The organism is Dyadobacter sp. HNCC25DJ184 (genome assembly GCF_056895215.1).
On record NZ_JBXHAQ010000003.1, the window covers coordinates 70,562 to 94,327 of the forward strand.

Consider the following 23,766-nt stretch of genomic DNA (forward strand, 5'->3'; position numbering starts at 1 on the left):
TTCGTATTCTCCTTTTAATATATTAGTTGAAACTCCGGTACCAAAGCCATCGCCCATAACAAGTCTTCAATTCCTTCCTCGGTTGGCCTTGGTCCCAATATTTTCTTTGCTGACGCTAACTCTTTTTCAAGCGGTGCCCGCCCATATGCATTCTTATAAAGTTGCGTGACGATTGAGTCGGAAGTTGGATATTTTAGCCTCCATTCTTTTGCCCCACGTTTAATAGTCTCAGTGAATTTGTTTCCGTTCGTTAGTTCGAGAGCCTGGAGCAGATTCGCCTGCGATGTTCTGCTCGTTGTAACGGTTTCACGATTAGGTCTGCCAAGGGCGGTAAGGAATGGATCGTTTTTCACAAAGGCTGCACGCACAAATGGCATTCCACTTCTCGTGTTTTCCGGCAGGAGTTTTTTTACCAGCGCCGAATCTGCGTACATCGGAGCAAAGGCAAAACTGATGGCATCCGTGAATTGCTCCGCCGAAAGTCTTTTTCTCAACATCCCCGTAAACTTGTAATTATTAGCCATAATGTCTCCAGGTTCTTTCACAGAACTCGACGGCAGCTGATAAGTTTTGGAAGTTACAATCTGGAATATCAGCTTTTTGATATCATAACCGTTTTTCTCAAAGTCAGACGCCAGCCAATCTATCAAATCCTGGCTCCAGGGCATATTGTCCATCATGTCAACGGGTTCTATGATACCACGTCCGAAAAGTTGCGCCCATACTCGGTTTACCAGTGTACGGTATAGTCTTCCATCTTTTGGTTGAACCAGCAGATCTGCCAGCTGACGGAGCCTTTTTTCGGTACTTGCATTCACTGCGATCTCTCCCAATTCAGGAAAGAGTATCCGGGTTCCCGCAATTTTTCCGGTGGGTTTATCACAACGGTTAATTTCCAGCAATGTGTCAGCGAAGATGTTGGCGAACGCATATGAATCAGCCAATTTCCAGTCACTGATAAAGCTGTCATGGCAGGACGCACATTTTAAATTTAATCCTAGCAGAACCTGTGAAACGTTTTGAGCGGCTTGCATTTCGGTTCTTTGGCTGGAGTTGATCGTCCCCCTCCATTTTATTCCTTTTATAAATCCGGACGATTCTTTGGTAGGGCTGATGAGTTCCTTTACAAACCAATTATAAGGTTTATTGGTCTCCAGAGAAGTGTAAAGCCATTTTGTAATGTCAAACCTTCCGCCAGTGATGTAGCCCGTCCCTGAGTAGTCGTTTCTCAGTGCATCATTCCAAAATGACATCCAATGCTGGGCATACTCGCTATTTCTAGACAATAGTTCCGTTGCCAGTTTCTCTCTTTTCTGAGGATCATTGTCTGCTACAAAAGCCTCAATCTTCTCAGGTGGCGGAAGTAATCCGATCAAATCAAGGTATATCCTACGGATATAGATTTTGTCATTTACCGCAGGTTTCCATTCAATTTTATTTTTTTGAAAGTAAACATTCACGAACCGATCTATTGGCTGAACGACGTCTCCGCTAGCAGCCGGAAGTATAGGAGTACGAGGCGCAAGTTCGGCCACACGGTATATACTTTTTTCCTTGTCGGGCCAAGGCGCACCTTTTTCAATCCAATATGAAAGGATTTTTACTTCATTTGCGGTTAGTCTTTTTCCTTTGGTTGGCATGGCTTCTTTGTGTCCAGCCGGCAAGGTGATCCGTCTGATCAACTCACTTTTGCCGGGGTCGCCAGGGATCACCACTACTCCATCTTCACCACCTTTCATGATACTCGCTTTGCTATCCAACCGAAGGCCGCCTTTGAGTTTGGCCTCTCCATGACAGCTGTAACAATTATGTGCTAATATAGTTCTAACCTCAATATTCAGATCCTGAACTTGTTCGGGGGTCAAAGTGGCTGTGTTGCTGACAAACTGGAAATTGGAGTCTTCTGAGTTTTCAGCTACTGGTTCTGAACTAAACGAAGGAATGACACTGGATATATAGTCATCTCCGTGCGTAAGCAAGGCTCCGTAATGACCCGCTAGCGTTACGCCAAAAACGGTAACAAAAAGCAACGATCGGAAGACGGCAATCTTGTTGGTTTTTATAGCCCATGCAGCGAATAGCGAGAAAGCCATAGTCGCTATACCAGCCCAGCGGTGGATTTCCAGACTGTCGCCACCGTACTCTCCCGAACTTGCAAGCAGCAACCCGAAGGCCACCGATAAGACCGCGCTTCCGGCACCGATCCATACCAATAAACTTACAGCGTATTTAAGCTTTTCTGATTTATTCTTCCAATCGATGATTTCGAGCAATAACGCTACACAAAGCAAACCGACGGGAAAATGTACTAATAATGGGTGAAGCCGGCCAAGAAATTGCCAAAGCCAAAAAGTTTCAGTCGTTTGTACTAACACAGTTCAGTTTAATTTGGTGATTGGGTCTAGTAATAAAATACAAAATTTAAGAAGAACAATGCAAAATATGTCCGATGCAATTATACTTCCATTGAACTAGTTCGCCATCCTGTACTGTCATGGAAGTAGGTGCATCATATTATATAACGTTGTGGGATATAGAATATGCTATAAAAATGAGAGAACTATCCAGGTGAATAGTTCTCTCAATAAATTGACTACCAGATTAATACCCCGCGTTCTGAGTCAGCTTTGGATTAATCAAGATCTGCGGCGCCGGAATGGGAAGATAATATTCATAATCCGAGTACACATAATCCGTTGAATTGAAAGGTACACCACCTCTCGCTACAGTCGGATTTGCTCTTTCTCTTCCACCATGGGCATTCATGAAGGTCGCCCATTCAGTAGGAGTCATGGTTCTTTTGAGGTCTATCCATCTCTGGTTTTCAAAAGCTAGCTCAAGTCGTCTCTCCTTTAGAACCGCAACCTTAAAGGCAGCCTTGTCCAAGCCTGTCAGCTCAGTAAGTCCTGCACGTTTTCTAACCTGATTCAAATAGTCCAGGGGATCACCAGTTGGTCCTGATACCTCGTTTGTAGCTTCCGCTAGCATGAGCAACACATCAGCATAACGTAGAATAGGCCAGTTTGTGTTTGTTCTGTTTACGATGGTATGTGGGTAATTGTATTTAAATACATAAGGCACCGGATAGAATTTGGAATCCAACGTGAAGCCAGGCTTCAACGAAAGTTCCTTTCGAACATCCCCGGTTTCATATATTGACATAATATCGTTTGTTGGAACGTTCCGACCACCGTTACTTCCGGCAGCATAACCTGTTACGGCCCCTTTGGAAACCCTTGGTGCAAACACATATTCAAAGTTACTTTGTTCGCCAAGGTCATTATCTCCCTGATATTGAATCTCGAAAATTGATTCAACGCCGTTCTTTTTGTTTGGATCAAAGTTGTCAGCGTAGTTCGGTGCAAGCGAGTATCCCAGCGTTGTAACTTGTTTAAGAGTAGTTACGGCATCGCTGTACTTCTTGTTGATCAAATAAGTTTTGCCCAAAAGGCTCAAAGCAGCGCCTTTTGTCGCACGACCTTTGTCTGCTGCGTTGGCATATGCAGCAGGTAATAGGTCTGCTGCACTTTTGAGATCAGCCTCGATTTGAGCCCAGACTTCGGCTTGCGGAGATCGAACCAAATCGAAAGCGGGGTCGGGGGTGCTAAGAGTTGAAGTCACAATCACAACATCGCCGAAATAGTTTACAAGGTTGAAGTAGATATATGCCCTTAAAAATTTGAGCTGCCCTTCAACTTCTTTCTTACCTGTCTCGCTGATTTCTGCGGTTGCGAGCTTTTCCAATGTAAGATTATTGTTGTACAACGCGGCGTAATAGCCGTTCCAGAGATTGGCAATCTCACCATTCCCTGAGTTGACTGTAGAGAATTCGAAAGCTTCCCATCCACCAGCACCTCCTCTGTCTGAGGGGTTTAGGTCGATGGTCGTGTTGTCGGTCTGAAATTCTCCAAACAAATATGCAGTATTGTTCATGGCCTGAACCTGGCTATAAACGCCGTTCAGAGCCTGCTTGACCTGCGTCTCATTCTTATAGAAAACGTCGACGCCTACTTTTGTGGGGTCCGTTTGATCAAGAAAGTCGCTGCAAGAAAACTGCAGCATGCAAAGTGTTATTATTCCAATGGCCTTAATATTTTTCATCTGAATTAGTTTTAGAAGTTGATTCTGAGACCAGCTGAGTACGTTCTAGGAATTGGATATGACTCGTCGTCATTATTCAATTCTGTTCCGCCGCGAACACCGGCTTCCGGATTACTACCAGGATATTTGGTCCATATGAAAAGGTTGGCAGCGTTTACGAATATTCTGGCATCTGAAAGAACGCCTTTCATTTTTGGCAAATTATAACCGATGGTTATGTTCTTAAGCCAGGTATGTGTTCCATCATATACGTAACGTTCGCTACTTTCGCGAGACCACTTGAAGTAGTCGGTCCCACCCTGGGAATTTTTCGCATTAGGGTTGGATCCAGGATCTTCCGGTGATTTCCAGCGATCTTTTGCTTTTTCGAGTACATTGAATACACCATCCATATTCATAGTCGAAGCTTCAATATTTCTGTAGATATCGAATTTGTAAGCACCCATGAATAAAAGACTGATATCGAAGCGTTTGTAGTCCGCTCCAACGTTCCATGCCCAGGTAAATTTCGGGTTTGGATTTCCGATCGTAGTCATGTCTTTAGTATCATAAGATACGATTCCGTCTGGTCCGCCGTCAGGAGCTCCGTGCAAATCAGCAAATTTCATGGCACCAGGTATAGCTCCATCCTGTTTTGGCGCTGCATCGATTTCAGCCTGTGTATTGAAGATACCCAACTTCCGGTATCCGAAAATCATCCCAATCGGACTGCCAACCTGTTGAATATTGTATCCACCATATTGACTTCCTTGGAGGATGAAATCGTTCGCGCCACGAATAGCTAGAATTTTGCTTCTGTTGATCGTGATGTTTGCGTTGGTATGGAAGTTAACCCCACCCAATTTGACACGATAATTAGCCGCAAGTTCAAAACCTTGATTTTGTACTTTACCGAGATTCTTCAAAGTAGATGTAAATCCTGAAACCGCGGGGATATTGTAAGGAAGCAACATGTCATTGGTAATTTTCTTGTAGTATTCAAATGTGAAGACCAATGAGTTGTTAATCATTGAAAGGTCAAAACCAACATCCAATTGATTCGACTTTTCCCATGTCAGTTCCGAGTTGGCGAAACGTGTTACTGTTTTTCCGGGAACGAGCGTATTGTTGAACACATAGTTGTTCAACCCAAGAAACGCCAAGCTGGCGTAATTGCCATCATCTCCAGCATTTTGGCCTATTCCGAAGTTGTTATTTGCGCTTACGTTGTAGCTGTTGTTTCCAGTCATACCCCAACTGGCTCGGAATTTAAGGTCGCTCAGCCAATTGGTTTTTGGCATAAATCCTTCTTCTGAAATTCTCCATCCCACTGACGCAGCTGGAAAAGTACCATATTGATGACCCTCGCTGAACCTCGAACTTCCCTCTCTTCTAACACTCGCAGAAAGAAGATATTTATCTTTGAAGGCGTAGTTGACACGAGCCATATAGGCCATCATCGTCCATTTTCTTTCGATTGAATTGGAAGACCGAATTGTTGCATTTCCAAGATAGGGTGCCAAGTCGTCCGGGAATGTGTTACCTGAACCATACAAACCTTTTACCGTTTCCTGCTGAGCTGTGAAACCCAATAACGCATCCAAATGGTGATTTTCTCCAAAGTTAGTATTGTACGTAAGTAACTGATCCGCAGCATAGTTTCTCAATTCCTCGGAGTCGTCTCTTTCGGTTGCAATTCTTGGAGGCGCTCCATTACTACCGGTGGCAATGGTCAAACCTATTGTGGACGGTATATACTCTTTGTACTGATTGTAGTTGATCTTTGCATTGAGTGAAGACCTGAATTTAAGTCCTTTAGCCAAAGTAAGTTCAATATATCCATTTGCAAGTATGTCTGCGATATTACGAGTACGCGGAGAGTTTTTCAACACATAAAGCGGATTTGGAAATCCGAAAATATCGCCTACGCCGTTGTAATATGGGATCAACTCTCCTTTTTCGTTATAAGCCGGATATCGCGGATCACTGATAAGTGTCAGTCCGACTAATGCATTTCGACCATCAGTACTGGCAAGTGATGATTTGGAGTAACTACCAGCCATATTCACACCGATTTTTATAAATTTATTTACATCTCCCGAAATGTTGGTTCTTAAGGAAGCGCGGTTATAACCTGTATACTGCAGAGCACCGTCTTCTTTGTAGTAACCCAAAGATACCATGGACTTGATCGGCCCTTTTCCAGACATGAGTTGAACATTAGCATCCATATAAGGTGCATTGTTATTTTGGATCAGGTCAAACCAATTGGTGGAGTACTTTGTATCCGCCGGATTTCGGAAGTCTATTGGGATATCAGTTTCAGCGGGCAGTTTACCATTGGCCAATTTGTACCGACCAATAAATACCTCTCTTTTAAACTGAGCAAAATCCGGCCCGTTTAGCACATGGGTTTTTCTCGTATCAGGTACATTTTGGATACCATAATCTAGTGAAACACTGAGATTTACCTTTCCTTCTTTTCCTGATTTGGTGGTAATCAGCACCACACCATTCGAACCTCTGGCTCCATAGATCGCAGTGGAAGCAGCATCCTTCAGAATGGTTATGGTTTCAATATCATTGGGGTTTAGGTTTTGTCCTACGGATTGTCCCACAGGAAATCCGTCTATAACGTAAAGAGGATCGCTACCGGCGCCTAGTGAACTGATACCACGAATTTTAATATCAAATTGCTGGCCGGGTGTTCCACTTTTTTGTTTGATCACAACGCCGGGGGCCTGACCTTGCAACATTCTAGTCACATTGGATTTTGGCACTTCGCCAATATCGTCCATGTTGATAACCGATACCGCCGAAGTAACGTCCTTCCTTTTCTGGGTACCATATCCGACAACGACTACTTCCTCAAGGGCCTTGGTGTCGGCAGCCAGGGTAACATCCAAGATCGACTGTTTTCCAAGTGTTACTTCTTTACTTAAATATCCAACAAAAGAAAAAACCAAAACACGGGTTCCATTGTCCGGTACACTAATTGAATAGTTTCCATTTTCGTCCGTAACGGTTCCGTTATTCGTGCCTTTAAGAATTACGCTAACACCAGGTAGTCCGGCGCCTGCATCATCGCCAACTTTTCCTTTCAGAACTTGATCGGCAATGTTTGTTTCTTTTTGGGCAAAGTGAGTTGAATTGTTAGTAGCATGCGCTAGCGGGGACAAAAGTATTCCGCCACTTAGGAATGCACAAAGAAATGTGCTGCCTCTGGGTTTAATACCGTTGCCAGTCTGATTGAGTTGAAATTTAAACATTCGTCAGGGATTTTGAGATGAGAAAAATGAATGCAAAATTTTGGCGGACACCATATCAAATGGTTCCGACCATAGGGGTTCGGTTTAAAAACTAAAAAGGAGTTTAATCATATAGCGACGTTTAAGTGGAAGGTTAATAATCAGAATTAATCTTATTTAGATTTTTTAGAGAAATCTGTGAGCCAGGGAATCTGACTAAAATATCGACTAGGTTTGACGTGAAGTTTGTTCACAGTAGTAGTTAGGCATGATACTACTCAAAAATGAGAGTCTACGAAAAGTTATAAATTTCATGCAATATATTATACTAATGGCAAGCTAGCCAGAATGGAGCGCGGTACAATCCTGCTGTATCCTGTATTGAAGAAAAAATATCAATATTCTATTAATATAATTCGTAGTGGCGGGTAGTAATCATAGATGTTATTGAAATGTAGTGAACTAGGAAAAAATTTCGAATCAATTCGCACATTTGCAAAACATATGAAATTTTAAAACGAAAAAGCTCCTCTTTATATCAGGAGAGCTTTTTCGTTTTGGAGTTTGGGGGAGGTGGTGCTTTTTACGGTTTCAATTCTTGAAATGTTCCGTCGGAATAGAATAGCATCACGCGCTCAACCCTTCTTTCCGGTTTTTCGTCGGAATTATTCGCGCTGACACTTGTGTGTACTGATGTAGTATCCTGTGTTGCTTCTTTATGTAATTCTCGCGGCGATGGAACAGCCTCTTTTGGTAGTATTTTCGTATTATAATCGTCTGATTTATAGTTATTTGACTCGATCTCCATGGCAGGTAAATTTTCGTCATCCAAAATCCATTTCAACCCTAAATCCGGGAAACGTTTGACAATTTTCTGGACGATATCAAGGCTGGGCTTGTTTCTTCCGGCTAAAATATGTGAAATACTAGCTCTTTGAACACCGATTTCGTCAGCGAAGATCGAAGGAGACAGTTTCTTTGCAATTTGTATCTGTTTAATTTTGTCTGTTAAATCCATCAGTATGAAGCTAAATTGATTTACAAATATAAATAATTTAGTCAAGACTAAAAATACAAAACTAAATCAACTTAATATATAAAAATAAATAGTCTAGTGCAGAATAATAAACAACAAAAAAACCGGAAGAAACGATTTTATACGTCTTCCGGTTTGATTATTTAGTATTGTAAATAAATTTTATACAGCCACCTGATTATCCCTTAATGCGTCGTTTAGAGAGGTTTTTAGATCGGTGCTTGGTTTACGTTTGCCAATTATTAGTGCGCAAGGAACATGATAAGTACCCGCAGCAAACTCTTTTGGAAGCGTTCCGGGGATTACAACAGAATCTGCAGGGACATATCCTTTGTATTCTACTGGTGTTTCACCTGTTACGTCAATGATTTTTGAACTTCCCGTGATCGTTACTCCTGCCCCTAATACTGCTCTTGCGCCTACGCGTGCACCTTCAACTACTATACACCGAGATCCAATGAATGCTCCATCTTCAATAATTACGGGCGAAGCCTGAACAGGTTCCAGCACCCCTCCTATCCCTACACCTCCGCTTAAATGAACATTTTTTCCAATTTGCGCACAGCTTCCAACCGTCGCCCAGGTATCAACCATCGTCCCTTCATCAATATATGCACCTATATTTACATATGAAGGCATAAGGATTACACCTTTGGATATATATGCGCCATAACGAGCAACAGCGGGTGGCACAACTCTTACACCTAGTTCTGCATACCCTGTCTTTAGTTTCATCTTATCATGGTACTCAAAGATGCCGACTTCACTAACTTCCATTTGTTGGATTGGGAAATAAAGAATGATCGCTTTTTTTAGTGCTTCATTAACTTCCCAACTTCCGTCTGCCAAAGGTGTAGCAACCCTCAGGCGTCCTTTGTCAACTTCTTCTACAATACTTTTAATGAGATCAATCGAGGCAGGATTTTTTAAAAGCTCTCGGTTAGACCAGATTTCTTCAATCTGTTGAACAAATTCCATGTTAAACTATTTATTTAATAAACTAAATTTAAACGACTCTTAATCAGCTACTTACAAATTTATACAAAATGAAATATTAATACATATGCATTTTAACATATAAAGAAAACCGAAACAGACACATCGTTGTTACACATACAAAGATCATATATAGAGGCGAAAATACAAAAGGAAGAATAACTGAATAAGTGAGTTCAATCATACAATAATAACAGAAGTGCAATGCTAATTTTATTAGTAAATCTATAAAATACTATTAAAATTAGTAACTAAAGCTATTTGCTAAATAAGTTAGTACGCCTAAATAGCGGCTTTGTTTTTGCTTATATCCTGCTTAACTCGCGGATTTTTCTTAATATTGCCATCGGAAAACATAATCCTATTATTTATATGTCAAAAGTAAAAGTTGCTATCAACGGATTTGGTCGTATTGGACGCTTGGTTTATCGCCAAATCTACAACATGGAAGGGATAGATATCGTTGCGATTAACGATCTAACAAGCCCTAAGGTACTTGCTCATCTCCTTAAATATGATACTGCACAAGGTCGTTTCGACGCAGATGTGAAGGCTACTGATAAATCAATCATCGTTAACGGTGAAGAAATCAACATTTACGCACAACGTGATCCATCTCAAATCCCTTGGGGTTCCCACGATGTGGATGTTGTACTTGAATGTACCGGATTCTTCACTAGCAAAGAGTCAGCAGCTGCGCACATTACAGCAGGTGCTAAAAAAGTAGTAATCTCTGCTCCTGCAACCGGAGATCTTAAAACTGTTGTTTTCAATGTAAACCACAGCATCCTCGACGGATCTGAGACTATAATCAGTTGCGCATCTTGTACAACTAACTGTCTTGCTCCTATGGCTCAAGTTTTGGAAAACCAATTTGAGATCGTAAACGGTTTGATGACTACCATTCACGCTTATACTAACGATCAAAACACTCAGGATGCACCACATCCGAAAGGTGATTTGAGAAGAGCGCGTGCAGCGGCTCAAAATATCGTACCTAACAGTACTGGTGCTGCAAAAGCAATTGGTCTTGTTCTTCCTTCATTGAAAGGTAAACTGGATGGATCTGCTCAGCGTGTACCCACTTTGACTGGTTCATTAACTGAATTGACTGCTGTTCTTGGAAAAGAAACAACAGTTGAAGAGATCAATGCTGCTATGAAAGCTGCTTCAAACGAAAGCTTCGGTTACACTGAAGACGAAATCGTGAGCAGCGACATCATTGGAATCAACTATGGTTCACTATTCGATGCAACTCAAACAAGAGTTCAGAAAGTAGGAAATACGCAGTTGGTTAGAACTGTGAGCTGGTATGACAATGAAATGTCTTACGTATCTCAATTGGTTCGCACAGTACATTACTTCGCCAAATTGATCAAGTAATTTCCATTTGGTCCGTTAAGAAAAATGGTCCGCGCTTGCGGACCATTTTTTATTTCTTCTCACACATAATGTACTTGATCGTATATCCTTTTTCTACAAATATCTTTTCATAGTGCGTCCTGACGCCATGGTGATGCTCCAGCAACTCTGAATGATACAGATCATTTGTAAATTCAAGGATCTTAAAATCATCACCCTCGCTCAGCATTTCCAATGTATATTCATATAGAAACGAGCTGTCCGTTTTCAAACAGAAAAGTCCTTTGGGTTTCAAATACCCTGCGTAAGTGGTCAAAAACGAAGGATTTGTGAGCCTTTTCACCTCGTCCCTTTCCCGCACCTGAGGATCGGGATGAATGAGCCAAATCTCATCAAGCTCACCATCATCAAAAAACTCATCAGAATACTGGATTCCTGCCCGTAAAAAACACACATTCTGCAAGCCGGATTCGATTGCAGCAGCACTTCCGCGTGCTATACGATCACCCTTGATATCCATTCCAATGAAATTCCGATCCGGAAACAGCTTTCCCAATCCAATTGTGTATTCACCCTTGCCACACGCCAACTCCACTACAATAGGGTTTTCATTTTTAAAGTAAGCTTCATTCCACTTTCCCTTCAACTTATCATAAAGTGGCTTTCCTAACTCAATGACATTGTCAGCCTGCTGACAATATTCATAATGCATTAATTTTCTCCTTGGCATTACCTATATATAAAAACTACAACTCATTTAAATCCGCAACAACAAACGTGCTCCCACCCACATAGATAGAATCTGTTGGTTTACTATCCATTTTTGCCGCTGCAAGCGCCTCATTCACATCTGTATAAGTATTCCCAGCTAAACCATATATCGCTGCTTCCTCGCGCAGTTTATCACTTTCTAACGCTCTTAAATTCCCTGGCTGACAGAAATAATAAACCGCATTCTTTGGAAATAATTTTAGAACCATTGAAATATCCTTATCTGCTACAAAACCGATCACAAATCGCAAAGTGCTGGCCGGTACGGAACAGAATTGATCTATTGTAGATTGAAGTCCAGCTTCATTATGGGCAGTATCACCAACAATAAAAGGTTTTTCACCTAAAATCTGCCACCTTCCTTTTAGGCCAGTAATCGAGCTCACCGCCGATAATCCTTCAACAAGTTCCTCGTTTCCAATACTATAGCCAGCTGAACGAAGATGAGATACTGCCGCAAGAACTCCTTTGATATTATGCTCCTGATAAGAACCGGTGAGGTCTAAACGCAGCTCTATTTCTTCCCCTTTGCCAGCAGCATTTTCTTCAATCTGCAAATTCAACAAACCATCCCTGAGCTCGGAACTTCTAACACTGTAAATTTCTGACCCATACGTTACATTGGTATTGTTAAGCCTCGCAGCTTCTTCAAAAATTGCAGAAACTTCCCAGTTCTGATATTCACTTACAACCACTGGTACTCCGTTTTTGATAATTCCAGCTTTCTCCGTGGCTATTTTAGGCAGTGTATCTCCCAGAAACTGTATGTGATCGTAACTTACATTTGTTATGATTGATAATATCGGAGTGATAATATTTGTCGAATCAAGTCTGCCACCCATTCCCACCTCAATAACTGCTATATCTATCTTATTATCAGCAAAATAACTAAAAGCCATAGCCACAGTTACCTCAAAAAAGGAAGGCGAAAATTTATCAATGTTAGATTTATTATCATCGATAAATTGCGCTACAAACCCTTCGCTGATACTTTCCCCGTTTATTCTTATCCTTTCTGTAAATGATTTGAGATGGGGTGACGTGTAGAGTCCCACCTTATATCCTGCCTTCTGTAATATGGCGGCTAGCATATGGGAGGTACTTCCTTTACCATTTGTGCCCCCAACATGCACCGTTGGATATTTGTTTTGCGGGTCTCCAAGCGATTTACATAACTCCTCTGTAGTATGAAGGCCCGGCTTAAAAGCCCGGGCCCCTATATTTTGAAATACCGGTAATCTGCTGAAAAGATAATCTACCGCTTCCTTGTAATCCATGAACCTTAGCGTGAACGTATTTTAAAAGTAATCTTGCCAACCGATTCGTCAGGTACATTCGAAGAGCTGGACTTAAAAGTCAGCGATCTAACCGCATTTTTGTACTGATTCACCACAGCATAATCAGTGACAGTAGTATTGAAAGTCACCACACTTTTTACGCGACCGTTTCTGTCCACCGTTATTTTAAAGGTGATATCACCCGTAGCATCTGAATTGTCATTCACAACCGGGCGCTGCGTCCATGTCCATCCTGAAAGATCAAGACCAACTGACGTACCGCCGCCGCCGCCTTCTCCTTTATAAGTCTTGGCAAACAAGCTTCCGTTTTTCGCACCTTTATCACCTACGCCTTCCGCGTCATCACCGTTGTTGTTTCCGCCAACTCCTGACTTCGTTCCATTCGTTCCGTTACTTCCACTCTTGCTACCTGATGACTTCGTAAATAAAGCATCTTTATTCACCGCTTTTTCAGGTGCTGGTTTAGTGACAACTGGAGCTGAGGATGTTGCACTTCCCGCCGATTTCTTCACTTCTGTCTTTTCAGGAGCTTCTACCGGACTTTCTACCTTTGAAGTGATCGTGGGCTTCTCTGCAACTGTTTTTGTAGGCTTGGTAGACTCTATTTTTGGAGGTGTCGGTGGCGTTGGTTTTGGTGTTGCAACCGATTTTACCTTTTTCACTTCCTCCGCATCAGCACGCATATTCTCACGTACTTTTGAGTCGCTCGGCTTATTGAAAGTCTGAATATCTCCTTTGCCGACTTTACTTGTACCATAGTTAACTTCAACAAAGAGCTCCATCGGCTCTATTTTTGGAACCGAAGAGGTGAGCCGAATAAAGAAAAACAACACCAGCAGCGAAGCTGTAATCCCAAATGAGAGAGTCCAGGATACCGCTATTCTTTGCCGGTCTTCCGCTTGCATTGCTAACATATCAATATCTACTTTAATGATGTTTTGACTGGAACGTAAAATTATGCCCTTTATTATAAAAGCGGAAAGGGCTACGTGAGCCCTTTCCGCAATTTCACTTCGATATTATTTCTTGTGGTAGACCCACCCTTTTTCTCCTATAACCGCCTTTAACTTACTTGAAGCAGCATATGCCTCTCCCTCTTCGTTAAAGCCTTCAACGGCAACTTTAACCTTGTTGCTAAACTCGTCCGCCGGAATCAAAATTGCGTTTGGATATCCTTTGGCTTTCATTTCTTCTAAGAGCACTCCGGCTTGTCTGGTTCCTTTGAATGCACCTGCAATTAAAAAATACCTCTTTTCGCTGATATTAGATGTTTTCGCCAATTCAACCACCGGGATGGCAACTTCCACTGGCTTTGTTTCAGCATCTGTTAATGACAAAGAATCTGGTTGTATCGTTTTTTCCTCAACAACCACTGCAGGTGCCTCTACTTTGGGGGCATCAACTTTAACAGGAACCAACTCCTGCTTTTTGCTGCTATGGAAGTACGAAAATGGATTCAGATTACTCTTATTTTCTGCATTTCCGGTAACCAGAAAAAAGCTAAAATAAACCAAAAGTCCTGATATCATTGCTGCTGCGGCCCATCTGCCCCAATGCCTTTTCACTGCCACTTCATTCTCTTCTTCAGAATCAAGGTAAACAACTTCAGTGTCTTCGGTCGTTAAAGCTGGTTTAATTAAAGTGCGAGGCTCAACTGGGTTCACATCGATCTTATGAAACCCATACCAATCGTCTTTAAAGTAATTTTCAGAGCCTGGTTCAAAAACCAGTTTCCCTTCGGCATTACTTACAAACGAACCAATGCCTTCGATTCTCGCCACACCACTCTTATCCAGATTTTCCCGCAATGTACCTGTGTAAGAATTGATATAGGTCAGCGCATCTGTATGACTTACTTTCTCGTGTCTCGATATGTAGTTAGCCAGCAGGCCATCATCCAACTTTACGTACTCATTAAAAGCCAATCGCTTTGAAGGTGGTGCGAAGCTGCCCGAATTGTCGTCATAGAATGCAGGCACCTGGCGCGAGAGTAGCGCACCGAATCCCGGAATTACCACGAATTCAAATTCATTTACCAACTTTTGTATTACACTTTCAACAGGTATCATTCAGAATGATTTTGATTACTAGAAGCGAAGTTAAAAAGAAAAGGACAATCCTCCAATAAAGTTCAAGCCTTGCTGCGGGTAATATTGATATCGTTGATATTCTTTTCCCAGCACATTATTGATGGCCACAAAGGCAGAAAAGTTCTTGGTTAACAGATAATCCATCTTTAGATTCAGGTCAGCAATAACGGGAAGTTTTGTAACTACACCGCTCTGAAAATTCTTTGCCTTAATGCCTTTTAACATATAAAAGTCCGCAGTGAAAAATAGTTTCTTGCTAATCGTCAACGCATTAAACCAGTTAATTTTCAAGTCAGGTCGATGCCACGCGTATTCCGTCGATCCCATTGAGTAGTCAAAAAAGTTAACCTTCAATGATGTCTTGAACAAATCATTAAGGCTGTATCCTGCTTGCGCCGAAATCGTTAAAACCTTTGTTTTCGCGGGGTCATATATGATCGAAAACTTTGAAGTATCTACCAGCGAATTGTTGAAATTGTAAAAGTTTTTATACTGAGCCAAAGAGACTTTCCCCTCAAAACTGATTCCCAGATCCGTTTCACCTTTTATCCCACCTTGAATATCGTAGGTCTTCTCGGTATTGGCAACGATTACGTTCGGCCCTAGCCATTGATTTTCATCCAGCATACTTTTCAGAGTATTTCTGATTATATCCCCGTTATATCCAGCGAAAACGTGAATCCCATATGCCGGCGAAAAGTCAATACTCACAACTGGAAAAGCTCGTGTTCTATTTATATTCAGCTGATTATCTGTCTCATTAACAGCGTTCAACCCGGCAGTCACTGACAACTGATCTGTCACATATTTAAAAGTCGGCTTTACTCTGAACAAATTACGGTTATAGGTAAAATGGTCAACCCTTTGAGAAACAAAGGCATCTACGTCTAACAATGCAAAGAAATTCTCGTTGATTGGAATAGCTGCATTTAGTTGAGTTCCCCAATCCAATTCCGACGCACTATAATGATCCCGTAAAGAATTGAGGCTGGTTCTAACCGAATAATCAATGGCCACTGACGGATCTGTATTTTCAAATCCCAGGCTAAGGCCATATTGATTAACGACCTGTTTTAAGCTATCCCTATTGACAACGTAGCTCTCTGGTTGCGGCTTATAACCATAGAAATAATATCCTTTTCGATCGTAGTTTAAGGAAGCGTCTACTTTATACCCTTTCTGAATGTACTTACCTCCAACACGCAGGCTTGTATTCGCATTGGCTGAATTCTTATTATCAACAGGTCCATTCGCGGCAGAAAGATGCTTAACCTCCCCGGTGAAAACCAAGTCCGAAGATCTTTTACCGCCTACAAACATCTCACCTAAAAAGCGACCATAGTTTCCAGCACCTAGCTTGATGTAATTATTAAGTGCGTCCGCCGCTCCCTGGCGTTCCTTTTCATCGGAAGATACGGTTACTGCTGGTGTCAATTTGGGAGAAGCAATATCGAGATTAGGATCTACTATATCGTACGCTACTTTCTTCTTTTTGTCGTCTCCTTTAACCGGCTGAACTTTATCGAATACCTTATTAGCCGGAGCAAATTCAATACTCTTTTCTTTTACAATTTCATATGTCTGGCTTTCAATCTCTCCTTTTTGCGCGAAGGTATACTCTGCAGAGAAACCTAAAAGACTTAATATAACACCAGTGCGAACCAGGCGTAAATTCATATTTTTCAAATTAATTTTCGAATTACTTTTATCAGCTGACCTCATCTTCAAATTACTTTATCTGACTTAGTTTCGTTTTAGCCAGTTCCACTGCCTCCTTATCGTCCGAATTCTCAATAATTGAGTTTAAAGTGGCTTTCGCCTGACCGATTTCCTTCATGCCGAGATATACATCAGACAATAAAATAAAGGATCTTACACGCCAGTAATCATATCCCTCGAAGCCTTTCGCAGCTTCTATAATGGCTGTTTCAGCCTCTTTATACTTCTTATTTTTATAAAGAACCATAGCAGACCAGTAGCTCGCTTCTGCTCCATATTCATCTTTAGAAGTTGCTGCAATCTTTTTAAACTCCTCACCCGCCTTCGTCAAATCTCCACGCTCATAAGGAACCTTCCCTTGATACAGCTTCGCCTTGCCCAAACTCTCCGGAATGATACTGCCCGCGTTGATTACCTCTTTCGCATAGTAAAGTGTCGAATCATAGCTTTTGAGGGTATAATAGTTATCCATCAAGCCTGTCCAAGCAGCTACCTTGTCCTTAGGATTGTCCGAATTTCTGAGGAGAATCCTGAAATTGGAAACCGCATTGTTATAATTGCCACGCCCGATTTCGAGCTCGGCGGAACGTTGGGCCGCCGCAGCCACAAAGCTGGATCTGTTGGCACTGACCACTTTTCGGTAATTGGCCAAAGCTTCGTTGACATTACCCAGCTTGTCGTATGACGCTCCAATAAAATATACTGCATCATACTGATGGGAACTATGTGGATACGCGCTGATAAATTCGTTGAGGGAGGTGATCGCATTCTGATACTTTTCTGCATAAAACAGGTTGCGCACATTGTCAAACTCAACTTCCTCTAATTTGTCATTCGCCGGGTTGTTCTTCCGAACGACGCTCAACACCTGGTTGAACTCTTCAGGACGTCCAACTGCTGAATAACTTTCCTGGATACCTTCCAGGGCACTGCTCGCCGAAGGCGAATCAGGATATTCTGTCAACAGCTTGCGGAAATCGACGATCGCTTGCTCATGTACCTGCAAGTTGTAATATGACTGTGCCCTTCTCAGCAAAGCCGCAGGTATCAACGCGCTTTTAGGCGATTCGTTGATCATTCTTGTAAAGCCTTTTACAGCGGCCGAGTAACTTTGCTTCTGGAAATCAATATCTGCCATTTGGAAATACGCGTCGTCCAGGTATTTGGAGTTGGGATATTGCCTCAATAATAACTCAAATTGTTTTCGCGCCTCTTCCTCCCGGTTCATATAAACATATGCGCGTCCTTTCTGGAACAATGCATAATCCTTATCCGCTTTTCCCTTAATGGAAACCTGCTCATACGTGCGAACAGCTTCATCGTAATTTTTAGCGGCAAGGTAGCAGTCACCCAGCCGAGTATATGCATCTTCAATCATATCCCCTTCAATCCCATCCGTGTTTCCAACAAATTGCTTGAAATAAGGCAAGGCTTGGCTATACTTCTTTTGATTGTAATAGATATATCCCAATGCATACAAACTCTTTCTGCCATAAATACCTGATTTGCTGTTTTTCGAAATAGCCAGGTATTGACTAGCGGCCTCGTCCACTTTCTTAAGCCCCATCGTTGACTCTGCCTTGTAGTAGGTAGCAGAAATAGCTACTTGCTCGTCAAGTGGGAATTTGAGTGATTTATCGAAATTTGTGATCGCTTGTTGAAATCTTTCCTGATTGAAATCAATAACTCCCTGATTGTAGGTTAGCCTTTGATATGTTCCATTTATTTTAGCATTACGTTTAGGAAGACCTTCTATGTATTGAATGGCGCCCGTACTATTACTCGCATTAGCATATCCATCAGCTATCAACTCTGTCGCTTCTTCAATATGCTTGCTCTGAGGATATGCTTTCATGAAACTATTCAACTCACTCACGGCCGCAGCATTACTACCCATATCCAGCTGCACTTTGGCGTGGTTATAAATGGCCTCTTCCTTTACTACCTGATTAAAGTCCAGACTAGAGGCATTCCCGAAAGATATTAAAGCATTACTTAAACCATTCGTCTTTAAATAGCTGATTCCCAGTATATATGAAGAATACTGCGAAATAGAATCCTTCCCGGTTGAAACCCCCTTTAGGCTTGCAATAGCACCCTCATAATTGTTAGTGCGAAACTGTGCGTGACCATAATGTAATGCAACCGCCGGAGGAACAGCTCCAGGTTTCATCTTCTTGTAACGCTCATAAGCCGTAACAGCTTTAGCATAATCACCTTTCTCATAATATACTTCTGCTACATATAGCGCGACGTCATCCAGTTTAGTATTCCCCCTTTGCTGACTAAGTAACTTCTCGCCATACTGCAACAACTGATCATACTTTTTCAACTGATATAAAGACGAAATGATCCAGTTTGGAGCCTCATCTTTGTAGTATGGATGATTTTCTACACGTTGAAAATCCTGATATGCTTCTTCAAAATTATTTTTCTGATAGTTGATAACCCCCGCATAAAACGAAGCATCAGCAGCATGCTCAAAATCAACGACCGTTTTTACCTGATTAAAGAGTGGAAGGGCATTGTCCACCTGTTTGATATTATAATAGGACATTGCCAATTGGTAGGTTGTTTCCAGCTGTCTGGGAGAACCATTACTAGATTGAACGGCCTTTTCGAGGTAAGCAATGGCTTTTTCGTACTCACCAGCATTGTAATAGTAGTTTCCAAGATCCGCATATATCTGCTGAGCCTTAGGATGTTCCGCATGATTCTTTACAAAACGGTTTACCTCAATTTCGGCCTCCGGATAATTGAGGTACAGGCCTGAAACTGCGTAATAATACTCCGCGGTAACCTTGTTGTAATCATTGGTGGCCAACAACTTGTCCCTGGAATTTAAAAAAACCTGAAGTTCCTGACGGGCGGCCACATAGTTTGACTTCTCGTAATATTCCAGTCCGTTGCGGAAATGAGCCTCCGGTTCCGTGACGCCTAAAGTACTTTGAGCAAATAAGGGAGCAGATCCTGCAAAAAAGGCTATTCCTACAGAATACGCACCGTTTTTAATATTGGAAGAAGGTCTTTTAACCTTGTCCTGGGGCTTTTTAATTGGTTTAGTCATATAATGGTAAAAGACATTCCTTGTAGTACCTTACTAGTTAAAAGCTTTTTTCGTATCTAACGAAAAGCAAATTAAAAGAGTATACGACGATATTTTAAAGGTTACTTGATTTTGTTAACTAATTCAAAAAATTATTTCATTTCGACGCAATGTACCCATAAAATCCTCGGACATGGCTACAAACTTGTCGGCAACGGATACTATAAACGGTTCATCCAGGATTCGGTCAATTTCCTCCAGAGAGGTTATCTCGTAATCATCGATTTTGTAAGTTTGCTCATACAATCCCATTTCGATTTTAATAATGTATTTGTTATTCCATTGATACAAGCCAATCTTGAACTGCGGATGATCGATATCTTTAATATATCTCATTGAATACTAAATATAAATAACTGATGGTCAACACTAAACTAAATATATTACTAACACTACTAATTACTATTGGCATCTTTGGTTGTACAAGTCAAAGCAAAAAAGATGCTTCCGATTTTTTCTTAAAAGGTAATCATGAACTTTTATCAAATAATTATGCCGAAGCGATCAGGCTTTACGATGAAGCAATATCCAAAAACCCGGAATTCGCTGACGCTTATCTCAACAAAGGTATAGCTTTAATGAAATTAAACAGGAACAAAGATGCCTTTGACATTTTAACAAAAGCGATCGAAGTGGACGCCACTTTGCTACAAGCAAATCTGACGCGGGCAGAATCGGCTATTTTATTAGGCGACTTGAACAGTGCAGATGCCGATTTGAAAACTATTTCAAAAGACTATAAGGATTCCAGCAGATATTATCTTATCCATGGCGACCTGCTAACGGGTCGCGGAGAAACCTCAGCCGCCGTTGCCGATTATGACAAATCCATTTCCCTGGCGCCATCCAATTCCGAAGCATTTGTAAACCGTGGGGCTATATACTACGGAATGGGCAAATATGCGATGGCTAAAAATGATTTCCTGGCAGCAATAAAAATTAATCCGTTCCAGAAAGAAGCAATCAATAATCTTGGATTGATTGCAACCAAAGAAGGCAACTGGGTTCAAGCCCTCGCCTATTTTGATAAGATTTTAAGTCGGGATCCTTCAAATGCATTTGCTCTAAATAATAAAGGGTATGTTGAAATCGAAACTGGACAGCTCGCTCAAGCCAAACAAAATATAGAGCATTCGATTGAGGTTATGCCAGAGAATGGGTATGCCTTACGAAATTTGGGCCTGTATTATCTCAAAGTAAATAACAACTCAAAAGCCATTTTGGCTTTCGAAAAGGCGATCAGCTTTGAAGAACCTGTCGAATCCCTATATGGTCACGCGGGCCTGGCTTATCTAGCCAATGGCGACAAAGACAAGGCCTGCGAAACATGGTCAAAAGGCAAGCTCTTATCTGACTCGTTAGCGATTCGTTCATATGCAGCTAACTGCCCTTAACGTGAGATTTGATCCCTGACGAACTTTTTAAGACCCGTCCACACCAATTTATTTTCTGCCGGGTCGGTGAAAACCTCAAGCAATGAAATGGATTCAGAGGCGTTAATATGCTTAATTCCATTTTCAAGATCGGCTAATTCCCGAACCGCTATATAGTTGACACTGGCATCTGCGCATGTTCGTTCCATTGTCATACTATGCGAAGTTTCGAAATAATCTGACAATTCTGGAAGCTGGGACGGACCCTCGATCATTCGGAAAATATTTCCGCCTCCATTGTTTAGTACAATTATTCTCAAATTACGAGGAAGCGATTTTAAGAGAAACCCATTACGATCATAAAGGAAGGATATGTCACCGATTAAAAGACATACGGGGTTCTGTGAGACCAAAGCAGCGCCAATTGCAGTGCTTAAACTTCCATCAATTCCGCTTGTTCCCCGGTTGCATCTGATCGATATTAGATCGTCCCCCCCTCCGATTGCATTCACATATCTGATAGGCATACTGTTGCCAATTTGTATCTCATTTTTACCATTCAGATACATAAAAGCAGAATCTACTATCGTTAAATCATTTAACACTGATAGATTAGCCATGTAGTTGATCAACGACTTCTGTGCAATACGATCATAACGTAGCCATTTAACCAGAAAATTAGAATCATTTTCAGGTTCGGCATTTTGCACAAATAACTCATAATCAATCTTTTCAAATAGATTGTCAAAGAAATATTTACTTGCAACCGGAACAAGTCTCGTCACTGACTGTATAGGATCAGTCAAAAAATTGTCAGTTGATATATGCCAGTGATTAACCGCCGGGTACTTGCGCAAATAGAGCTTCAGTTCCTTGGAAATAAAGGACATCCCGGTAGTAATCAGTAAGTCAGGCCGAAGGCTTTCGTCGTCAACTGCTGACAAAAACAGATCATGATGTCTGATTACGTTAGTGCCTTTCCCCACATTAGATATCGAGTCAGCAACCACCGGGACATCCATTTCAGAAGCCAGTTTTAACAACCCCTCCCAATTGGAATTATCCAAATTGCTCTGTCCCACAGCTATTAAAATCCGGTCAGCATTGTGCCATTCCTCTACGATCTGGCTCCAATCCTCCAAACCAAGCGTGGATTCTGTTTTCACGCGCTCAATTTTCCTGACATTAATCGAAGGCGTTAAGATTTCCCCTGATTTCGGATAAAATGGCTCCCGAATTGGAACATTGATATGAACCGGTCCGTAAGGTTGAGAAACTGTTGTGTGTAGAGATTCATTCACCAGCCTATTTATTGCCCATAACGAATCAGGATGGCCGTAATCAGCTTGTAATTCCGCGAATTTCTTAACGTGAGCGCCGAAAATGTTGGTTTGAAAGATAGTTTGCCCGTCATATTGATGTGTCCATTCCTTAGGCCTGTCCGCGGAAAGTATCAATAGCGGAATTTGTTGAAAATACGCTTCCGCGACAGCCGGAGCAAGGTTATATACTGCGCTTCCGGAGGTACAGATTACAACTACAGTGTTCTTCGTCTCCTGGGCTATACCAAGGGCTATAAATGCACCTGAGCGTTCGTCAATCGCTACATGTAATTTGAAGCCTCCATGGCGCGTAAAAGCGAGTGTAAGTGCAGCACTTCGGGAGCCAGGAGAAACGATAACATGGCGGACACCATGAAGGTGACATAGCGCTGCAATATCGAGTATTGGTTGTAAAATGGCCATTCTATAACATCGTTGTATAAAAAAAGCCTCAAACGAGGCTCTTTTTAATTCATTTATTTCTAATCACTACGAAACTTATCCAAGATAAGTTTTCAAAGCTTTGCTTCTTGAAACATGACGCAATCTTCTGATTGCTTTTTCCTTGATCTGACGCACTCGCTCGCGAGTAAGGTTAAACTTCTCACCGATCTCCTCAAGTGTCATTGCATGCTCACCATTAAGACCAAAATAAAGCGCGATAACATCTGCTTCTCTTTGAGTTAAAGTACAAAGCGCACGTTGAACCTCTTTACGCAATGACTCATTAACCAACCCTGAATCCGGCTTATCTTCCAGATCATTTTCCAATACATCCAAAAGACTGTTTTCTTCTCCCTGAACAAACGGAGCATCCATTGAAACGTGTCTACCAGATATCTTCATGGTATCGACAACCTCAGAAGAAGAAATTTCAAGCACTTCTGCCAGCTCCTCAGGAGAAGGCTCACGTTCGAAACGCTGTTCCAGCTCAGAGAAAGTTTTGGATATTTTATTAAGTGATCCTACACGGTTTAACGGAAGACGGACGATACGAGACTGCTCAGCAAGCGCCTGCAGAATCGATTGACGAATCCACCAAACAGCATAAGAAATAAATTTAAAACCACGCGTTTCATCAAAACGTTGAGCAGCTTTAATCAAACCAAGATTTCCTTCGTTGATCAAATCACCAAGTGACAAACCCTGATTTTGGTATTGCTTAGCAACTGATACCACAAAACGCAGGTTTGCCTTTGTTAAACGTTCCAGAGCCAACTGATCGCCGTCTCTGATTTTCTGAGCTAATGTCACTTCCTCATCCGGCGTTAACAAATCTACCTTACCGATTTCCTGAAGATATTTGTCTAACGACTGACTTTCTCGGTTAGTGATTTGTTTACTGATCTTTAGCTGTCTCATTCG

At 41.7% G+C, this 23,766-nt stretch carries 16 protein-coding genes; 2 read left to right on the plus strand and 14 right to left on the minus strand.

The window, feature by feature from the left end:
• Nucleotides 1-14: 14 nt before the first annotated feature.
• From AC1XUD_RS05480 to AC1XUD_RS05500, 5 genes are all read right to left on the minus strand, one after another.
• A complete protein-coding gene (locus AC1XUD_RS05480) occupies nucleotides 15-2,375 on the minus strand; it encodes a DUF1549 domain-containing protein (protein WP_483359959.1) in 2,361 nt (786 codons plus the stop codon).
• A gap of 226 nt (nucleotides 2,376-2,601) precedes the next feature.
• A complete protein-coding gene (locus AC1XUD_RS05485; protein WP_483359960.1) occupies nucleotides 2,602-4,101 on the minus strand; it encodes a RagB/SusD family nutrient uptake outer membrane protein in 1,500 nt (499 codons plus the stop codon).
• An 11-nt stretch (nucleotides 4,102-4,112) separates the two neighbouring features.
• Nucleotides 4,113-7,349 carry a SusC/RagA family TonB-linked outer membrane protein gene (locus tag AC1XUD_RS05490; protein ID WP_483359961.1) on the minus strand — a complete coding sequence of 1,079 codons (3,237 nt, stop codon included), beginning with the start codon at nucleotides 7,347-7,349 and terminating at the stop codon, nucleotides 4,113-4,115.
• A gap of 562 nt (nucleotides 7,350-7,911) precedes the next feature.
• Nucleotides 7,912-8,346: a helix-turn-helix transcriptional regulator gene (locus AC1XUD_RS05495; protein WP_483359962.1), complete on the minus strand. Its 435-nt coding sequence runs from the start codon at nucleotides 8,344-8,346 to the stop codon at nucleotides 7,912-7,914.
• A 180-nt stretch (nucleotides 8,347-8,526) separates the two neighbouring features.
• On the minus strand, nucleotides 8,527-9,342 hold the full coding sequence (locus AC1XUD_RS05500; protein WP_483359963.1) for a 2,3,4,5-tetrahydropyridine-2,6-dicarboxylate N-succinyltransferase: 816 nt from the start codon (nucleotides 9,340-9,342) through the stop codon (nucleotides 8,527-8,529).
• A 390-nt stretch (nucleotides 9,343-9,732) separates the two neighbouring features.
• Here AC1XUD_RS05500 and gap point away from each other — a divergent pair, with 390 nt between their 5' ends.
• On the plus strand, nucleotides 9,733-10,743 hold the full coding sequence (gene gap, locus AC1XUD_RS05505; protein ID WP_483359964.1) for a type I glyceraldehyde-3-phosphate dehydrogenase: 1,011 nt from the start codon (nucleotides 9,733-9,735) through the stop codon (nucleotides 10,741-10,743).
• Nucleotides 10,744-10,792: 49 nt separating this feature from the next.
• Here gap and trmB read toward each other — a convergent pair whose 3' ends face one another.
• The 7 genes from trmB to AC1XUD_RS05540 form a co-directional block, all read right to left on the minus strand.
• The gene (gene trmB, locus AC1XUD_RS05510) at nucleotides 10,793-11,452 is read right to left on the minus strand and encodes a tRNA (guanosine(46)-N7)-methyltransferase TrmB (RefSeq protein ID WP_483359965.1); all 660 of its coding nucleotides are present in this window, start codon (nucleotides 11,450-11,452) and stop codon (nucleotides 10,793-10,795) included.
• 16 nt (nucleotides 11,453-11,468) lie between these two features.
• Nucleotides 11,469-12,770 carry a bifunctional folylpolyglutamate synthase/dihydrofolate synthase gene (locus tag AC1XUD_RS05515; RefSeq protein WP_483359966.1) on the minus strand — a complete coding sequence of 434 codons (1,302 nt, stop codon included), beginning with the start codon at nucleotides 12,768-12,770 and terminating at the stop codon, nucleotides 11,469-11,471.
• A gap of 5 nt (nucleotides 12,771-12,775) precedes the next feature.
• Nucleotides 12,776-13,705, minus strand: coding sequence for a hypothetical protein (locus tag AC1XUD_RS05520; RefSeq protein ID WP_483359967.1), 930 nt, complete (start codon nucleotides 13,703-13,705; stop codon nucleotides 12,776-12,778).
• 105 nt (nucleotides 13,706-13,810) lie between these two features.
• Entirely contained in the window at nucleotides 13,811-14,860 is a 1,050-nt protein-coding gene (locus tag AC1XUD_RS05525; RefSeq protein WP_483359968.1) for an HU domain-containing protein, read from the minus strand.
• Nucleotides 14,861-14,890: 30 nt separating this feature from the next.
• Nucleotides 14,891-16,558 (minus strand): TonB-dependent receptor, encoded by a 1,668-nt coding sequence (locus AC1XUD_RS05530; protein WP_483359969.1) that lies wholly within the window; start codon nucleotides 16,556-16,558, stop codon nucleotides 14,891-14,893.
• A 52-nt stretch (nucleotides 16,559-16,610) separates the two neighbouring features.
• Nucleotides 16,611-19,667: a tetratricopeptide repeat protein gene (locus tag AC1XUD_RS05535; RefSeq protein WP_483359970.1), complete on the minus strand. Its 3,057-nt coding sequence runs from the start codon at nucleotides 19,665-19,667 to the stop codon at nucleotides 16,611-16,613.
• Between the two features lie 123 nt (nucleotides 19,668-19,790).
• On the minus strand, nucleotides 19,791-20,042 hold the full coding sequence (locus tag AC1XUD_RS05540) for a hypothetical protein (protein ID WP_483359971.1): 252 nt from the start codon (nucleotides 20,040-20,042) through the stop codon (nucleotides 19,791-19,793).
• Nucleotides 20,043-20,065: 23 nt separating this feature from the next.
• On the opposite strand from AC1XUD_RS05540, the gene AC1XUD_RS05545 reads away from it, so the two are divergent.
• Nucleotides 20,066-21,100: a tetratricopeptide repeat protein gene (locus AC1XUD_RS05545; RefSeq protein WP_483359972.1), complete on the plus strand. Its 1,035-nt coding sequence runs from the start codon at nucleotides 20,066-20,068 to the stop codon at nucleotides 21,098-21,100.
• On the opposite strand, the gene menD is transcribed toward AC1XUD_RS05545, so the two are convergent.
• Entirely contained in the window at nucleotides 21,097-22,824 is a 1,728-nt protein-coding gene (menD, locus tag AC1XUD_RS05550) for a 2-succinyl-5-enolpyruvyl-6-hydroxy-3-cyclohexene-1-carboxylic-acid synthase (RefSeq protein WP_483359973.1), read from the minus strand. The genes AC1XUD_RS05545 and menD overlap by 4 nt on opposite strands.
• Nucleotides 22,825-22,899: 75 nt before the next feature.
• Entirely contained in the window at nucleotides 22,900-23,763 is an 864-nt protein-coding gene (locus tag AC1XUD_RS05555) for a sigma-70 family RNA polymerase sigma factor (protein ID WP_015810559.1), read from the minus strand.
• Nucleotides 23,764-23,766: the final 3 nt, after the last annotated feature.

Excerpts from the sequence above, each read along its gene's own strand:
- AC1XUD_RS05485 (WP_483359960.1), bottom strand. The coding sequence starts at position 4,101 with ATGAAAAATATTAAGGCCATTGGAATAATAACACTTTGCATGCTGCAG.
- AC1XUD_RS05490 (WP_483359961.1), bottom strand. The coding sequence starts at position 7,349 with ATGTTTAAATTTCAACTCAATCAGACTGGCAACGGTATTAAACCCAGA.
- AC1XUD_RS05495 (WP_483359962.1), bottom strand. The coding sequence starts at position 8,346 with ATGGATTTAACAGACAAAATTAAACAGATACAAATTGCAAAGAAACTG.
- AC1XUD_RS05500 (WP_483359963.1), bottom strand. The coding sequence starts at position 9,342 with ATGGAATTTGTTCAACAGATTGAAGAAATCTGGTCTAACCGAGAGCTT.
- gap (WP_483359964.1), top strand. The coding sequence starts at position 9,733 with ATGTCAAAAGTAAAAGTTGCTATCAACGGATTTGGTCGTATTGGACGC.
- trmB (WP_483359965.1), bottom strand. The coding sequence starts at position 11,452 with ATGCCAAGGAGAAAATTAATGCATTATGAATATTGTCAGCAGGCTGAC.
- AC1XUD_RS05515 (WP_483359966.1), bottom strand. The coding sequence starts at position 12,770 with ATGGATTACAAGGAAGCGGTAGATTATCTTTTCAGCAGATTACCGGTA.
- AC1XUD_RS05520 (WP_483359967.1), bottom strand. The coding sequence starts at position 13,705 with ATGTTAGCAATGCAAGCGGAAGACCGGCAAAGAATAGCGGTATCCTGG.
- AC1XUD_RS05525 (WP_483359968.1), bottom strand. The coding sequence starts at position 14,860 with ATGATACCTGTTGAAAGTGTAATACAAAAGTTGGTAAATGAATTTGAA.
- AC1XUD_RS05530 (WP_483359969.1), bottom strand. The coding sequence starts at position 16,558 with ATGAATTTACGCCTGGTTCGCACTGGTGTTATATTAAGTCTTTTAGGT.
- AC1XUD_RS05535 (WP_483359970.1), bottom strand. The coding sequence starts at position 19,667 with ATGACTAAACCAATTAAAAAGCCCCAGGACAAGGTTAAAAGACCTTCT.
- AC1XUD_RS05540 (WP_483359971.1), bottom strand. The coding sequence starts at position 20,042 with ATGAGATATATTAAAGATATCGATCATCCGCAGTTCAAGATTGGCTTG.
- AC1XUD_RS05545 (WP_483359972.1), top strand. The coding sequence starts at position 20,066 with ATGGTCAACACTAAACTAAATATATTACTAACACTACTAATTACTATT.
- menD (WP_483359973.1), bottom strand. The coding sequence starts at position 22,824 with ATGGCCATTTTACAACCAATACTCGATATTGCAGCGCTATGTCACCTT.
- AC1XUD_RS05555 (WP_015810559.1), bottom strand. The coding sequence starts at position 23,763 with ATGAGACAGCTAAAGATCAGTAAACAAATCACTAACCGAGAAAGTCAG.